12 protein-coding genes are annotated in these 15,785 nt (G+C 70.7%); 6 read left to right on the top strand and 6 right to left on the bottom strand.

Going from position 1 to position 15,785, the window contains the following annotated elements; all coding sequences use genetic code 11:
* Positions 1-4 precede the first annotated feature (4 nt).
* The 4 genes from GQR16_RS05825 to GQR16_RS05810 all read left to right on the top strand — a co-directional run bounded on the left by GQR16_RS05825 (position 5) and on the right by GQR16_RS05810 (position 6,024).
* Entirely contained in the window at positions 5-2,005 is a 2,001-nt protein-coding gene (locus tag GQR16_RS05825; protein ID WP_157414195.1) for an IucA/IucC family protein, read from the top strand.
* Between the two features lie 10 nt (positions 2,006-2,015).
* Entirely contained in the window at positions 2,016-4,208 is a 2,193-nt protein-coding gene (locus GQR16_RS05820; RefSeq protein ID WP_170298422.1) for a penicillin acylase family protein, read from the top strand.
* A complete protein-coding gene (locus GQR16_RS05815; protein ID WP_157414193.1) occupies positions 4,205-4,810 on the top strand; it encodes a GNAT family N-acetyltransferase in 606 nt (201 codons plus the stop codon). Before GQR16_RS05820 ends, GQR16_RS05815 begins: the two co-directional genes overlap by 4 nt.
* Positions 4,811-4,977: 167 nt before the next feature.
* Complete coding sequence (locus tag GQR16_RS05810; RefSeq protein WP_157414192.1) at positions 4,978-6,024, top strand: NAD(P)-dependent alcohol dehydrogenase; 1,047 nt, start codon at positions 4,978-4,980, stop codon at positions 6,022-6,024.
* A gap of 81 nt (positions 6,025-6,105) precedes the next feature.
* Here the strand turns inward: GQR16_RS05810 and GQR16_RS05805 are convergent, their stop codons facing one another.
* The 5 genes from GQR16_RS05805 to GQR16_RS05785 are packed head-to-tail and all read right to left on the bottom strand — an operon-like array spanning position 6,106 to position 12,477.
* Positions 6,106-6,519 carry a nitroreductase/quinone reductase family protein gene (locus tag GQR16_RS05805; RefSeq protein ID WP_157414191.1) on the bottom strand — a complete coding sequence of 138 codons (414 nt, stop codon included), beginning with the start codon at positions 6,517-6,519 and terminating at the stop codon, positions 6,106-6,108.
* Positions 6,520-6,563: 44 nt separating this feature from the next.
* Positions 6,564-7,163, bottom strand: coding sequence for a GrpB family protein (locus GQR16_RS05800; protein ID WP_157414190.1), 600 nt, complete (start codon positions 7,161-7,163; stop codon positions 6,564-6,566).
* A gap of 33 nt (positions 7,164-7,196) precedes the next feature.
* The gene (locus tag GQR16_RS05795) at positions 7,197-8,177 is read right to left on the bottom strand and encodes a hypothetical protein (protein WP_157414189.1); all 981 of its coding nucleotides are present in this window, start codon (positions 8,175-8,177) and stop codon (positions 7,197-7,199) included.
* Positions 8,174-9,508 (bottom strand): MFS transporter, encoded by a 1,335-nt coding sequence (locus GQR16_RS05790; RefSeq protein WP_170298421.1) that lies wholly within the window; start codon positions 9,506-9,508, stop codon positions 8,174-8,176. Before GQR16_RS05790 ends, GQR16_RS05795 begins: the two co-directional genes overlap by 4 nt.
* Positions 9,505-12,477, bottom strand: a complete 2,973-nt coding sequence (locus GQR16_RS05785; RefSeq protein ID WP_157414187.1) for an alpha-mannosidase — start codon at positions 12,475-12,477, stop codon at positions 9,505-9,507. The genes GQR16_RS05790 and GQR16_RS05785 overlap by 4 nt, the downstream gene beginning before the upstream one ends.
* A 166-nt stretch (positions 12,478-12,643) precedes the next feature.
* On the opposite strand from GQR16_RS05785, the gene GQR16_RS05780 reads away from it, so the two are divergent.
* Together GQR16_RS05780 and GQR16_RS05775 are read left to right on the top strand one after the other, a co-directional pair.
* Positions 12,644-12,910 (top strand): hypothetical protein, encoded by a 267-nt coding sequence (locus GQR16_RS05780; protein WP_157414186.1) that lies wholly within the window; start codon positions 12,644-12,646, stop codon positions 12,908-12,910.
* 122 nt (positions 12,911-13,032) lie between these two features.
* The gene (locus GQR16_RS05775; RefSeq protein ID WP_157414185.1) at positions 13,033-14,517 is read left to right on the top strand and encodes an NAD(P)/FAD-dependent oxidoreductase; all 1,485 of its coding nucleotides are present in this window, start codon (positions 13,033-13,035) and stop codon (positions 14,515-14,517) included.
* A 48-nt stretch (positions 14,518-14,565) separates the two neighbouring features.
* Here the strand turns inward: GQR16_RS05775 and GQR16_RS05770 are convergent, their stop codons facing one another.
* On the bottom strand, positions 14,566-15,663 hold the full coding sequence (locus tag GQR16_RS05770; protein ID WP_157414184.1) for a DUF2278 family protein: 1,098 nt from the start codon (positions 15,661-15,663) through the stop codon (positions 14,566-14,568).
* Positions 15,664-15,785: the final 122 nt, after the last annotated feature.

Here is a 15,785-nt window from a genome sequence, read left to right as displayed (position 1 = left end):
GCACATGAACCACCGGACCCACGCCGCCCACCAGCCGACCACCCGACCGGCGAACCCCGCCGCGCACCTCACGCCCGACGCGATGGCGACCGCGCAGCGGCACCTCGTGGCCAAGGCCATCGCCGAATTCACGCACGAGCGGCTGCTCGCGCCCGAGCCGGTCGCCGGTCGACTAGGCGCGCCGGCGCCGTATCGAGACCCAGCCCGCCCAACCGCTGGTCTCGATACGCTTCGCTCCTCGACCGCCGACGACGCGACCGACGCCGCCCCCGCGACATCCGGACGCTCCTACCGCCTCGCCCTCGACGGCGGCCGGGTCGAGTACCGCTTCGACGCCGACCGGTTCGCGCTCGAGCACTGGGTGATCGACGAGCCGAGCCTCGAACGCCTCGTCGACGGCACGCCGACCCCGCTCGACGCGCAGGCCTTCGTGATCGAGTTGCAGCCGCTGCTGGGCATTCCCGACGCGCTGCTCGCGACCTACCTCGAGGAGATCGCGTCGACCCTCGCGAGCAGCGCGTTCAAGCTGACGCAGGGCGGCCCGACGGCCGCCGAGCTCGCGCGCGCCGACTTCCAGACGATCGAATCCGCGATGACCGAGGGGCACCCGGGCTTCGTGGCGAACAACGGCCGCATCGGCTTCGGCGTCTCGGAGTACTCGGCGTACGCTCCCGAAGCCGGCGAGCCGTTCAAGCTCGTGTGGCTCGCCGCGCGCCGCGAGTTCACGCACTTCGCGCTCGGTGAGGGGCTCGACCGGCAGACCTTCCTGCGCGAGCAGCTCGGGCGCGCCCAGCACGACGCGTTCGAGGCGCGACTCGTGGCGGCCGGACTCGACCCCGCCGACTACCTCCTGCTGCCCGTGCACCCCTGGCAGTGGGAGCACCGCATCGCGATCACGTTCGCGCCCGACCTCGCGAAGCGCAACCTCGTATTCCTCGGCGAGGGGTTCGACCGATACCTCGCCCAGCAGTCGCTGCGCACGATGTTCAACGCCGACGACTGGGGCCGCGACTACGTCAAGACGGCGCTGTCGATCCAGAACATGGGGTTCCTCCGCGGCCTCTCCCCCGCGTACATGCGCGTGACGCCCGCGATCAACGACTGGGTGGCCGAGCTGGTCGGCGCCGACGAGACGCTCGGCGAGGCCGGGTTCCGAGTGCTGCGCGAGCGCGCGTCGATCGGCTACACGGGCGACGCGTACCACCGCACCCGCACGGTCTCGCCGCACCGCAAGATGCTCGCCGCACTCTGGCGCGAGTCGCCGGTGCCCCTGCTGGCGCCGAACCAGCGACTCAGCACGATGGCCGCGCTGCTGCACCGGGATGCCGCGGGCGGCTCGGTCGCGTCCGCGCTCGTCGCGGCATCCGCCCTGCCCGCCGTCGACTGGGTGCGGGCCTACCTGCGCGCCTACCTGCGGCCGCTCGTGCACTGCCTGCGGGCCTACGACCTGGCGTTCATGCCGCACGGCGAGAACCTGATCCTCGTCCTCGAAGACGCGGTGCCGGTCGGCGTGTTCATGAAGGACATCGGCGAGGAGGTCGCACTCCTGACGGCTCCGAAGGCCGGTGCCGTGCCCGAGGACGTGCAGCGCATCATCGCGGAGGTCGACGACACCGAGAAGGCGCTCGCGATCTTCACCGACGTGTTCGACGGCGTGCTGCGGCACCTCGCCGGCATCCTGCACCTCGACGGCACGCTCGACGAGGAGACGTTCTGGGCGCTCGTGGCCGAGTGCGTCGACGAGCACGAGGTCGCGCACCCGCACCTCGAGTCGGGCATCGACCTTCGCGCCGAGACCTTCGCCCACTCGTGCCTGAACCGCCTGCAGCTGCGCAACACCCTGCAGATGGTCGACATCGCGAACCAGTCGGAGTCGCTCATCTACGCTGGTCAGATGGTGAATCCGATCGCCAGGTCGCGTCGATTCGAGCACGCGGGCGCGGCCACGGCTGCAGACCACGTGGCGGATGCCGCGGCATCCGTCGCCTCGACCGCGTCGGCGTGAGCGTGCGGCCGTGATCTCCCGCGACGAGCTGGGCATCCCGTTCGTGCGCGGCGGCGACGTGTTCGAGCTCGCCGCCGCGCAGGGCGAGGTGACGGCGCACGACCGCGGATGGCAGATCGAGGTCGACCGGCGCCGCGCCGAGGGCACGCTTTCGGCGCTCATCGGCCAGGCCGGCCTCGACTGGGACGTGTTCGCGCGCCGGGCGCGGCTCGACGACACCGCGCGGCGCGCGTTCGACGGGCTGGGCGACGAGGATCGCGCGTTCGTGCGCGCGTACGTCGACGGGGTGCAGCGGGGCATGCGGCAGAGCGCCGCCGACGCCGACGCCGGCCCCGGATCCGGCTCCCGCTCCGGCTCCGGCGGGGCGGCGGCGGTCGAGTTCGCCGAGCTCGACGCCCGCTTCGGCGAGCGCGCCCCCCTCGACGACTGGCCCGACCACGCGCCGCTCGGCATCCTGCATGTGGCGCACGCCCTGTTCTCGTCGTTCCCGAGCCTGCTCTGGGCGGAGCACGTGGAGCGCACGCTCGGCGACGCGTGGGTCGACCCGCTCACCGGCGGCGACGATGCCGAGCCGTCGTCGGGCAGCAACGCGTGGGCGGTGCACGGGTCGCTGACCGAGTCGGGATTCCCGCTGCTCGCGGGCGACCCGCACCGACTGTTCGAGCTGCCGGGGGTCTACCAGCAGGTCGGGCTGGCGTGCGACGAGTTCGACGTCATCGGCCTGGCGTTCCCCGGCGTGCCGGGCATCGCGCATTTCGGTCACACGGGCGATGCCGCCTGGGGCATCACGAACGCGATGGCGCACAGCGTCGACGTGTTCCGCGAGCGCCTGCGCCGCGTCGGCGGCGGGCACGGCGAGCACCCGCGCGTCGAGGCCCTCGGGCCGGGCGGCTGGCGTGCGGCATCCGTCGAGCGCTCGCTCATCGAGGTCCGCGGCGCCGACCCGGTCTGGGTCGAGGCGATCGAGACCGAGCGCGGCACCGTCGTCACCGACCTCTCCCCGTTGCCCGACGGCGAGTTCGAGGCCTGGAGCGTGCGGATGCCGGCGCGCGCCGAACGCGACCTCGGATTCGCCGCACTGCTGCCGTTGCTGCGCGCCCGCTCGGCGGCCGACGTCGTCGCGGCGTTCGGCCGTTGGGTCGATCCCGTCAATCGCGTGCTGGCAGCGGATCGGCAGGGAGTCGTCCTCTCGGCGACCGTCGGCCGAGCGCCCGATCGCGCGCACGTCGAGCGGCGCCTTCCGCTCGACGGCCGGGTCGCGGGCCCGGTCGCAGATCGACGGATGCCGCGGGCGGTCGCCGTCGACACGATCGCGGTGGATGCCAACGAACGCCCGACGAACCCCGACGTGGATCTGGGCCGCGCGTATGCGCCGCCGCACCGCGCGCGCCGCATCCGCGAGCTGATCGCCGAGCGCCACCCCTCGAGCGTCGACGAGCTCGCGCCGATCTGGGGCGATGCGCTGCTCGGCGGCCTCGACGAATGGCTCGCCCTGCTGGACGAGCTCGACGAGCTCGACGGGCTCGACGGGCTCCAGGCCGACGCTCTGCGAGCGCGCGACGAACTCCGCGCGTGGGACGGCGTCATGCGCACCGACTCCCCCGCCGCCGCACGCTTCGCGGCCTTCCGCGAGGAGCTCGTGGCCCGCGTCGCCGCCCTCCCCGAGCTCGAACGCCTGCACGACGCGCATCCGTTCGGCGCGATCTTCGACCCGTGGATGGGCGCGCGCGGCCGGATCGCCGCCGCCCTTCCGGGGCTCCTGCACACTCCGGCACTGGCGAACCGCCGAGACGCGCTCATCCGTGACGCCCTGGCGGCAGCCGCCACCCGCCCGGCCGAGGCCTGGGGCGACGAGCACCGCCTGCTCCCCCTGCACGTCTTCGCCGACATCGATGGCGTCGCGGATCCCGGTCGCGACCTCGACGCCCCGTTGAGCGGCGACGGCGAGTCCGTGCGCTGCACCGGATCCACGCCGGGCGTGACCCGCCGCAGCTGGCGCGGCTCGGTCGCCCGCTGGGCGTGGGACCTCGGGGATCGCGACCGCAGCCGCTGGAGCGTCCCCTTCGGCGCCTCCGGCGATCCCGCCTCGCCGCATTTCGCCGACCAGCTCGCCGACTGGGTCGCCGCCGAACCTCCACGGGTGGCACCGACGCACCCGCGCCCGCCCGCGGCATCCGACCTCGACCGAACGGAACCCGAATGACCGAGACGACCTTCGCTTCCGACCGCCTCACCACCGGCCCCGCCGGCCACCTCGTGCACACGACCCACGACCCCGCCCTCGGCACGATCGAGGTGTTCGTGCTCGACCCCGACGCGCACCTCGACGTCATTCACGCGTGGGTCACGCAGCCGCGTGCGAAGTTCTGGGGGCTCGGCGAACTGTCGAGAACCGAACTGCGCGACCTCTACGCCTACGTCGACGAGCTCGACACGCACCACGCGTTCCTGATCTTCCGCGACGGAACCCCGGTCGTGCTGCTGCAGACCTACGAGCCCGAGCACGACCCGGTCGGCGAGTGCTACGCCGTCGAGCCGGGCGACGTCGGCCTGCACTTCTTCATCGGCGACCGCGGCGCGCCGGTCGCTGCCTTCACGACCCGGATCTCGCGGGTGCTCGGGGACTTCCTCTTCGCCTCACCCGGCGCCCACCGCATCATCGTCGAGCCCGACGTGAACAACGACGGCGCCGTGAACCGCATGACCCTCATGGGCTTCGAGCCCGGCCCGGTCATCACCCTGCCGAACAAGCAGGGCCGCCTCGCCTTCATGCCCCGCGAGCGCTGGGAGCGGATGCCGCGCTGACGTGCGTCCGGTTCCGCTTCCCCACCTCCCCCGCCCGCTCGGCCTCTCCCGATGCGAGCCCATCGACTTCACTCGAATCGGTTCGACCACGCATGCGACCGACATAGGCTGGACACCCGCGCCCTCCGCGCGCCCGCACCCATCGCTCGACCCCGAAGGAGTCCGCCGTGCGCACCGTCCACGCCTACGCCGCCCCGTCCGCCACCGAGCCGCTCGTTCCCACGACGATCGAGCGCCGCGACGTCGGCCCGAGCGACGTGCTCATCGCGATCCGCTACGCCGGCGTCTGCCACTCCGACATCCACACCGTTCGCGGCGACTGGGGTCGGATCGCGTACCCGCAGGTCGTCGGCCACGAGATCGTCGGCGAGGTCGTCGAGGTCGGGGCGGAGGTCACCAAGCACGCCGTCGGCGACCGCGTTGGCGTCGGCTGCATGGTCAACTCCTGCCGCGAGTGCGAGAACTGCAAGGCCGGAATGGAGAACTACTGCCTGAAGGGCAACACGCAGACCTACGCCGCACGCGACCGCGACGGCTCGATCACCCAGGGCGGCTACTCGACCCACATCGTGGTCGACGAGGACTTCGTGCTGAAGGTTCCGGCCGCGATCCCCTACGAGGCCGCCGCCCCGCTGCTCTGCGCGGGCATCACGACGTACTCGCCGCTCGCGCACTGGAACGCCGGACCGGGCAAGCGCGTCGCCGTCGTCGGCCTCGGCGGACTCGGCCACATGGCCGTCAAGATCGCGGCCGCCATGGGCGCCGAGGTGACGGTGCTCTCGCAGACGCTCTCGAAGCGCGACGACGGCCTGAGCTTCGGCGCGACCGGCTACTACGCCACGAACGACGACGCGACCTGGGGCGAGCTGCGCAACAGCTTCGACCTCATCATCAACACGGTCAGCGCCCCGATCGACATGCGCAAGTACCTCTCGCTGCTCGCGCTCGACGGCACCTTCGTGAGCGTCGGCGCCCCGCCCGAGCCGCTGCCCGTGCACGTCTTCACCCTGTTCGGCAACCGTCGCTCGTTCGCCGGCTCGAGCATCGGCAGCATCGGCGAGACCCAGGAGATGCTCGACTTCTGCGCCGAGCACGGCATCGCCCCCGAGATCGAGCTCATCTCGGCCGACCAGATCAACGACGCCTACGAGCGCGTGCTCGCGAGCGACGTGCGCTACCGCTTCGTGATCGACGCCGAGACCCTCGCCACGTGATTCAGCTCATTGCTGAGGTGACTTCGACGCAATGAGGTGAGTTCGAACCCACCTCATTGCGTCGAACCTCACTCGAGCCGGTCAGGCTGCGATGGGCGTGAGCTGCAGCACCGGGATCCGGCGATCGGTCTTCTCGAGGTAGTCGCCGAACTGCGCCTCCTCGGCCACGATCGCGTCGTACGCCGCACGCCACTCGTCGTCGGGAACGACCGTCGCGGTCACCGTCTGCGTGACGACCTCGCCGTCGACGAGTGCCTCGAGCTCGAACGTCGGGTTCGCGCGCAGGTTGTGGTACCACGCGGGGTTCTCGGGCGAGCCGCCCTTCGACGCCACGACGCGCCAGCCCTGCTCGTTGCGGAAGCCCACGACGGGGTTCAGGTGCGTCTCGCCGGACTTCGCTCCGATCGAGTGCAGGATGACGAGCTTCGGACCCCAGTAGTTCTCGGTGCCCTTGCTGTCGCGGAACTTCTCGATGACGTCTTCGTTCCAACCCATGCAAGAGGCCAACGCAGGCGCACCGCAGAAATTCCGCAACCGGGCTACTGCGTCCCGCCGTCGGGATCCGCGTCGCGAGCTGCCCTCGCCCGCGCACGCGCCTTGATCGCGACGATGACATCGGTCTTCGCGTCGGCGTAGTCGTTCATGTCGTCCCACTGCCGGGCGATGAGCGCGCGCTTGGTGCGCTCGTAGAGGGCACGGTCGTCGGGGTCGGAGCGGAGGTGGTCGCGGAAGAGCAGGTACTCCGGCACCGCGGGATCGTCCCGTTCGAAGAGGTGCACGTGCACGTCGCGCGCCGGGGTGCGCACGAGCCGATGCCCGGGCTCGCGGACCCGCAGCTCGAACCCGGCAGCCAGCAGCGCGTCGAGGTAGTCCTCCTCGGCGGTGATGTCGTCGACCGTGACCAGGATGTCGATGATGGGCTTCGCCGCCAGCCCAGGCACCGACGTCGAGCCGATGTGCTCGATCCCGACCTGCACGGGAGCGAGCGCGTCGAGGATCCTCCGTCGATGCTCGAGGAAGGTGTCGGCCCACCGCTCGTCGGCTTCGTGGAGCCCGACGACGAGTCGCTCGCGGCCCCCGACGAGCTCGAGCGTCGCGACATCCGGTCTGCGAGGTATGCGAGGTCTGCGGTCCGTCACCCGTCAATCGTCGCAGGCGACCCGGGCGCGGCCCTACGGCGCGCTCGACCCCTCGACCTGCGCGGCACGCAACGGGTGGAAGAGGTCGTCCCAGCGCTGCAAGGTCTGCTCCCACCAGAACCAGGCGAACAGGATCAGTGCGGCCGACTCGCCGATGAACACGACGGGCACCTCGCCGAACCACCCCCAGTCGAAGGTGTCGTCGAAGAACACGAGCACGAGGAAGACCAGATCGGCCCCCAGCAGCCACGCCACCAGCCGGTAGCTCAGCGCCTGCCGAGGCGTGGGCGCGGTCTCGTCGGCCTCGGCGGGTCGCCATCCGTAGATGATCGGCACCACCGCGAACGCGCCGAAGAAGAGCAGCACCGCGGCGAAGTGCACCTCGGTGAGCGGCCAGAGGTTGAACGGGAAGCCGTCGCTCAGTCCGGGTGCGAACGCCAGCGCGGTGAGACCGGCCGCCGTGACGAGGGCGACGATCGAGACGACGACATGAGCCGGCGAGGTGGCGATGCGCTTGCGTCGGCGGACCACGAACATAGCGACGACGACCACGACCACCATGACGACGTAGGTGGCGACGCTGGAGCGGATGTCGGGCAGCAGGCTCTCTGGCACGCAGGTCGATCCGACGCACTTCAGTCCGACGGCCTCACTCGGGTCGGCCGGCTTCTCGAGGCCGGTCGGCACGATCGCGATCAGGGGTGCGAACAGCGCGGCGATGTCGAGGAAGATGGTCGGACGGCGGCGCCCCGAGATCGCCAGCATCGCCAGCGACGCGGCGACGAGCACGCTGACGAACACGAGTCTCGCCGGCGTGTAGGAGTAGTGGCTGATCGATGGAAGCACGTGCCAGCCGAATCGCACCGGGTCCCACGAGACGACCACGGTCTGGAGCACGACGGCGACGAAGAGCCCGACGATCAGGAACACGAGCGACAGGCGCAGGTATCGATCGGTCTTCAGGGCCGTCGGCACCGAGTCCTCGGTCTCGACGACCCTCGTCACCTCGGTCACGGCTGCGCTCCCTCTGCAGCCCGCCGTCCGACCATGAACGGCACCGCCGAGAGCACGCAGCTGACCGCCGGCACGATCGTGAGGGCGAGGAACACCGTCTGCTGCATCTCGGGCGTGACCTCGACGCCGCGCTCGTAGCCGGCGATCACGACGAACACGCCGAAGACGAGCACCGCGAGCGCGTTCATGATCTTCGACACGAACGTGAGCGAGGCGAACGAGATGCCGTCGTTGCGCACGCCGAGGCGACGCTCGGCGTCGTCGACCGAGTCGGCGATCATGGTCGCCTGCGTCACGAGGAACACGCCGAGCATGAGACCGGTGAGGAAGATGAAGACGAGCAGCACCGCGAGATTCGCGAAGCCGACGACGAACATCAGCAGGTAGAGCGCCGCCGCGACGAGCGAGCTCCACACCATCACGCGTCGGGCCGACATGGCCCGCAGCAGCAGTGGGCTCGTGAACGACGAGATGACCATGCCCACGATGATCGCCGCGCCGACGAGCGTGAACGCGCCCTCGTCGCCGTAGGCGATCACGACGAAGAGCGCGCCGCCGGCCTGCACGATGAACCGGCCGAAGCCGAGCACCGAGGCGAGCAGCACGGTGAGCAGCTCCTTGTTCTTGAAGAGCGTCGACACGAGCTGGCGAACGCTGAGCCCGTCGGATGCGGCGGCGGTCTCGCGCTCGCGCGTGAAGAAGAACGCGAGCAGGAACACGCCCATGCCGAGGAACGACGTGAGGAACACGGCGAGCGTCCATCCGCTGCCGGTGGTCTCGGGGCCGAAGCTCAGCAGCTTCGCGATCCACGGCATGCCGAGCGTCGAGAGGCCGAGCGCGATCGATCCGAACGCGCGCACGCTGCCGATGACCCGGGTGCGCTGCACGGGGTCGACGAACGCCGAGCCGATCAGGCCCCAGAACGGCACGTCGCACACCGTGTACGCGAGGCTCCAGAGGATGTACGTGATGCCGAAGAACGCGATCTTCGCCGGCTCGTCGATGTCGGGCACCGAGAACAGCAGCCCCGAGAGCACCGCGACCGGCACCGCCGAGAACAGGATGTAGGGCCGCAGCTTGCCCCACCGCGACCGGGTCATGTCGACGATGCTGCCCATGAGCGGGTCGAGCACGGCGTCGACGAACTTCGACACCGTGATGATCACGGTGACGGCCGCGAGGCCGCCGCTGCTGATGCCCGCGTACTGCAGCAGGTACACGAGGATGAACGTCGACACCGTGGTCAGCACGAAGTTCTGCCCGAACCCCGCGGTGACCACGGCCCTCGCCTGGATGCGAGGCGCGATGGTCGCGTGCGTGGCCTGGCTCACCGTCGAGCCTCCAATCGGATGGTCTTGATCTCGAAGGGCCCGAACTCGAGCCGGCCGAGGTCGACGTGCTCGGCTGCGCCGGCGGGTCGCTCGAGCAGGTCGGTCTCGATCGCGGTGACGGATGCCGCGGCATCCGTCAGCCCCGGAATCGCCACGCGCAACGCGGTGGTCGTCGCACGCCCGAGGCTCTCGTAGAGACGCAGCACCACGCCGGCGCCGTGCTCGGCGCGCTTCACGGTCTCGACGATCACGCCCGGATCGTCGACGGATGCCGCGGGGCCGAAGGCCGCGACATCCGTCACCCGCAGCGGGTTGTTGAGGCGGTAGCCCTCGCGCACGACCTTCGCGAGGTCGCCCGACGCGAACGGCGTGAAGGCGTAGGTGAAGCGGTGATGGCCGCGGTCGGCGGTCTTGTCGGGGAAGGTCGGCGCGCGCAGGAGGTTGAGGCTGAGCAGCCCGTTCTTGGCACGATGCCCGTACTTCGCGTCGTTGAGCAGTGCGAACCCTCCGGCGGCGTCTTCGGTGGCGATCCACTTGTGCGCGCAGACCTCGAACTGCGCCTGCTCGACCGAGTCGCGCTCGGTCGTGACGCGCTCGAGGTGCCCGAACTGGATCTCGCAGCGCACCGTCTCGGCGTAGTGCGTCGGCCGGAACTCGGCGCGCAGCATGCGGTGCTTCTCGTGCCAGTCGACCTCGGTCTCGAAGCGTACGACGTCGCTGCCGGCCTCGAGCACGATGCGCTGGCGCACGGTCACGGCCTTCGATCGGTACTCCTGCGTGCGCAACACGGTCGGCCCGTCGATCTCGGAACCCACGTGCGCCATGCGCAGCACGCGCGTCGGCTTCTTCACGTAGTCGGGGTCGATGTCCCACGCGTTGAACGGCCAGACGTAGGGGTCGCGGTGCACGACGAGGCGGTTGAGGCCCGCACCTGCGTGCTCGGCTCCCCCGCTGTCACGGCACGAGACGATCACGCCGTCGGCGTCGAAGCGCAGGCTGACGACCCCGTTGCCCAGGCTGTCGTCGGTGAACGCGAGGTCGGATGCCGCGGCGACCGGCTGCAGTTCGGCCGCCGCGTAGGGACCGACCTCCGCCCGATACCAGCCGTCGCCCACCTTCACGATCTCGTCGCGCGCGTGGCTCGTGAGGTTGAGCGCCGTAGCCGCATCGGTGCGCCGCGGCATCCGCCCGATCAACTCGGCCGCGTATGCGTCGAGCTCGCCCTCGATGCGCTCGTACGTGGCGATCGCCTCGCGGTTGACGCGCGCGATCGAGGAGCCGGGGATGATGTCGTGGAACTGGTTCAGCAGCACCTCGCGCCAGTGGCCGGCGAGCACGGGCCGGTGATCGTCGCCCACGAGCACCGCGAGCGCCTCGACCTCGTGCAGCTTGCGCTCGACGAGCCGGTTGTGGCGCTTGATCTGCGCCTGCGTCGTGTACGTGCCCTGGTGCGTCTCGAGGTAGAGCTCGCCCACGTGGGTGTGGGCGATGTCGCGCTGCTCGAGCCGGCGGAAGAAGTCGCCCGCCGTCGACCTGCGGATCTTCGGCAGCCCGCGCAGGCCCTGGCCCTCGATGCCGTACTCGCGGTCGGTGAGCTCGTGGTGGATCTCGTTCGGGCCGCCGCCGCCGTCGCCCGAGCCGTAGACGAGCAGGGCGGTCTCGAGCGCCTTCTCCGGGTAGCGCGCGATCCCGGTCAGCAGGTTGTCGGCGCCCGCGCGGCTGTTGTAGTCACCCTCGGGCGGCATGTGCACGAGCACGCTCGACCCGTCGATGCCCTGCCATCTGAACGTGCGGTGCGGAAAGTCGTTCGTCTTGTTCCACGCGAGCTTGATGGTCTGGAACCAGTCCATGCCGCTCTTCTTGAGGATCTGCGGCAGGTTGCCGTTGTACCCGAACGTGTCGGGCAGCCAGCACAGCCGCAGCTGCTCGTCGGTGAGCCCGAACTGCTCCTGCAGGTAGGCGCGGCCGACGAGCGCCTGGCGCACGAGCGACTCCCCCGACGGCAGGTTCGTGTCGGGTTCGACCCAGAACGAGCCCTGCAGTTCCATGCGGCCGTCGGCGACGGCGGCCTTCATGCGATCGAAGAGGGCCGGATGCTCCTGCTGCATCCAGTGCATCTGCTGCGGCTGGCTCGTGCCGTAGACGTAGTCGGGCCTGCGCTCGAGGGCGTTCATCGCGCGCACGTACGTGCGGGCCGACTTGCGGTGCGTCTCGCGGAGCGGCCAGAGCCACGCCATGTCGAGATGCCCGTGCCCGACGGCGTCGTAGACGAAGTCGGACGTCGAGGGTGCGGCGAGCGCCGGAGCGAGCGCAGCCCTCGCGCCGACGAGGTCGTCGCGACGGAACAGCGCCCAGGCAGCATCGAGTGCGTCGCGCAGCTCGGCGGCGAGCGCGGCATCCTCCGTCGCATCCGCGAGCACGGCAAGCGTCAGGTAGTCGTAATAGAGGGAGTACGCCTCGTCGTCGCGGGTCGCCAGGTGGGCCCCGTGATACCGGCCGCGGCCGACCTCGTAGAGGATGAACCCGTTGTAGGCGACGTCGGCGAAGAACTCGACCCGTCCGTTCGAGAGGTCGACACCCTGCACCGGGCGGAACCGACCGCCGCTGTGCGGGTGGTCGCCCTGCTGGAAGACCGTGCTCACCGAGTCGAGCAGTTCGCCCCCAGGCGAGTACACCGCACCCTCGCCTCGGATGCCGAGCAGCACCACCGGGCGCTCGACGCCGGCCGGCACCTCGCCCGTGATCCGCAGCCAGGCGCAGTCGAATACGCCGCCCCACGCCGAGCCGGGCCGGATCGGTTCGAACCGCGATCGGTCGAGGTCGCCGAACGCGATCGGTTCGGGTGAGCGCACGATCTCGGCGCGCAGCGGTGCGACCCGCGTGTAGATGCGGCGACGGATGCCGCGGAGCCGCCGGTACTCGCCCGGCCGCCGTGCCGCAAGCCCGAACAGAAAGTCGCCGAACCCCATGTGCCGCCTCCAGATCGGTCGATCACCTCGTGGCCCGGCCGCGTCGGTGCGGCGCGATGGGGGTGTCGCGGCAGCAGTCTAGGTCACGCGTCGGCGCCGAGCGCGACGCGACCGGCCGAGGCGGTTTCCCCTCGGCATCGGCCGTCCGGAGGCGTACGTTGGAGGCATGACGGACAACAGCAGCACCGAGGTCGAGTATCTGGTCGAGTACGTCGACGGACCGTTGGCCGGCACGACCGAGCGCCGAGCGCTCGTCGACGGCGAGGTCGACGAGCGCATCGCGTCGATCGCCGCGGTCCGCGGCCTGGAGTCGATCTTCTGGTACACCGCGGGCGACCAGCGCGTCGTCGACGACGAGAAGGTCGTCGAGTACCGCTTCGACGCCCCCGACAGCGATCCCGTGCAGTCCGAGAAGGACGACGAGTCGATCTAGGCGTTCCAGGGCCTCGGATGCCGCGTGCGAGCGCATCCTCGGCCCGTCCGCGTCGTTGACCGGTCCGGTCGCCGCGCGCCCTGGGAACCACGTGCGGCGGCGGGGTCTGTACCGTTGATCCTGTGACGCACACAACCACGCCCTCTGACGCACCGCTCCCCCACGTCGTGATCGTCGGCGGCGGCTTCGCCGGCGTGAATGCCGCGAAGGCCCTCGCGAAGGCCCCGGTGCGTGTGACGCTCATCGATCGCCGGGTCTACAACACCTTCCAGCCGCTGCTGTACCAGGTCGCGACCGGCGGCCTGAACCCGGGCGACGTCACGCACTTCCTGCGCAGCCTGCGCATGCACCAGCCGAACCTCGACATCGTGCACGAGCACCTCATGGAGATCGACCCCGACGTCAAGTCGGTGCGCCTCCTCGACGGCAAGACCATCGACTACGACTACCTCGTGCTCGCGAACGGCGTGACCACGGCCTACTTCGGCACGCCCGGCGCCAAGGAGCACGCGTTCGCGGTGTACTCGCGATCGCAGGCGATCCGCATCCGCGACACCCTCTTCACGCGCCTCGAACTGGCCACCCAGCAGGAGGGGCGCACCGACGGCCTGCACGTCGTGGTCGTCGGCGGCGGCGCGACGGGCGTCGAGATGGCCGGCGCCCTCGCCGAGCTCCGCGACCAGGGTCTCCGGCCCGCCTACCCCGAGCTCGAAGGCGAGGCGTTCCGCATCACGATCGTGCAGCGCGGCCAGGAGCTGCTGAAGCCGTTCATCCCGAAGCTGCGCAGCTACGCCGCGAAGCAGCTCGTGCACCGCGACGTCGAGCTCTGCCTCGGCACCGGCGTGGCCGAGGTGCAGGAGCGGGCCGTGGTGCTCACCGACGGCCGGTCGATCCCGTCCGACATGACCATCTGGGCGACCGGCGTCGCACCCCATGAAGAGGTGCAGTACTGGAGCCTCCCGCTCGACGAGCACGACCGCATCAGGGTCGGCGAAGACCTGCAGGTCGTGGGCATGCCGGGCGTCTTCGCCGCCGGCGACATCGCGATCGCCCCGCAGGACTTCCCCCAGCTCGCGCAGCCGGCGATCCAGGGCGGCCGGCACATCGGCCGGCAGATCATCCGCATCCTCGCCGGCGAGCCGACCGTGCCGTTCGAGTACTACGACAAGGGCCAGCTCGCGATCATCGGCCGCCGCTCCGCCGTCGGCGAGATCCCGGGCATCGCGAACCTGCCCGTGATCCACTCGATGTCGTTCATGCGTCACGTGCCCGGATTCCGCAAGCTCATCGGCCTCACCGGCTACCCGGCGTGGGCCGCCTGGCTGTTCGTGCACATCAACAGCCTGCTCGGCGCCCGCAATCGACTCAGCACCATGAGCGGACTCTGGGCGCGCTACGCGTTCCGCCGCTACCGCACGCCCGTGCCCATCGTCGGCGACGTGCCCGCCATCCGCCCCTCGAAGGCCGAGCGCCTGCGCCTCACGCCCGAGCAGCTGAAGGCGACCGACGCCGCGCTCGCCTCCGACCGCGCCGACGAGGTCATCAAGATCGAGTCGCCGGCCGAGTCGAGCACGCCGGCCCCCGAGCCCGCGCCCACCGTCGAGTAGATCCGACGGGTCGAGGAGCGAAGCGACTCGAGACCGGTGCCCCGCACCTCAGAACACGACCGTCCAGCCCTCGTTCCTCGCCTCGTCAGCGGTGTACGCGACGCCGTCGACCTTCAGGTTGTGGTCGTCGAGCAGGGTGAGGATGCCGCCGCGATTGCCGAGCTGGACCCCTGACGGCATGCCGAACGAGACGGTTGCGCCGGCGGCCAGGGCGCCGCTCGGCACCGGTCCTCGGTGCTTCTGCTGGTCGGCGAGCTGCCAGCCCGCGAGATCGATCGACGCGGGCGTCGTGTTGATCAGCGTGACGGACTCCGCCTCCGGGGCCGGGCCGACGGGGTTCACGAGGGCCCCGACGATGCGCACCCGGTGGTCGCCGTCGCCGACGGGCGAGGTGCCCGGCACCGCCGTTCCGGACCCGGGAGTCCCGGCCCCCGGCGATCCGCCGGCCGGCGTCGCGCCCGAGCCCTGCGGCGTGCCCGGCAGGCCGCCGACGAGCGTGTGACCCGTCGCGTCATCCGTATGCCATGCCTGGCTCTGGAACGCGAGGAACACCGCGACCCATCGGTCGTCGTCGACGAAGTGGAACAGGATGCCGCCGTCCTGGAAGACCCCGTCGTCGCCCGTGAAGGTTCCGGAGTTGCCCTGGTTCATGTGGATGTCGTGCACGCCGTTGCCCGGCGCGAAGCCGAAGACCTTGTCGGGCTTGGCCTGCTCGGGCCCCCACCGCTCGCCGAACGCGTACACCTGCACGCTCGGGGTGGCGATCGCACGGTCGACGTAGTGGTCGAACACGTCGGCCAGGTCGTTGTCGGGTCCGTCGGCACTGGGCGGCAGCAGTCGCATCTCGGTGCGGTCGAAGAGGTTGCCGCGAATGAAGTCGAGGCTGGCTCCGCCCGGCGCCGACGGCAACGGCGTCCACCCCGAGGCATCGGGCAGGGCGGCGAGCAGCGGATGCCGGAAGTCCTCGTCCGCGATGAACAGCAGCTCCGACGGCGCGAGCTGCGAGAGCACGTTGACGGCGATCCGGTAGTTCGCGCCCGCGTCGTCGACGAGGTGGATCTGGTAGTGCGGGCTCGACCCGGATCGTTCCTCGCGCCGCTTCGCGACGGCGCGCCCCTTGAGCAGCCCATAGGAATTCAGTGACATCGTCCGACTCCTCTCGCGTGATGCACGGTCGACCGAGGTGTTCGATTCGGATGCTGCGCCGCACGCCCGAGCGCGGCATCAGGGGCAGCACTGGTCCCGCGCTCGCCCCCGCGCTCGGTCCC

The organism is Agromyces allii (genome assembly GCF_009749385.1).
In the GTDB taxonomy this organism is placed as follows: Bacteria; Actinomycetota; Actinomycetes; order Actinomycetales; family Microbacteriaceae; genus Agromyces; species Agromyces allii.
This window is presented reverse-complemented; position numbering and strand designations above follow the sequence as displayed.

Bases quoted from the DNA above. Each gene is read 5' to 3' on its own strand.
- GQR16_RS05780 (WP_157414186.1), top strand. From the start codon at position 12,644: ATGACGGACAACAGCAGCACCGAGGTCGAGTATCTGGTCGAGTACGTC.
- GQR16_RS05815 (WP_157414193.1), top strand. From the start codon at position 4,205: ATGACCGAGACGACCTTCGCTTCCGACCGCCTCACCACCGGCCCCGCC.
- GQR16_RS05825 (WP_157414195.1), top strand. From the start codon at position 5: ATGAACCACCGGACCCACGCCGCCCACCAGCCGACCACCCGACCGGCG.
- GQR16_RS05785 (WP_157414187.1), bottom strand. From the start codon at position 12,477: ATGGGGTTCGGCGACTTTCTGTTCGGGCTTGCGGCACGGCGGCCGGGC.
- GQR16_RS05805 (WP_157414191.1), bottom strand. From the start codon at position 6,519: ATGGGTTGGAACGAAGACGTCATCGAGAAGTTCCGCGACAGCAAGGGC.
- GQR16_RS05770 (WP_157414184.1), bottom strand. From the start codon at position 15,663: ATGTCACTGAATTCCTATGGGCTGCTCAAGGGGCGCGCCGTCGCGAAG.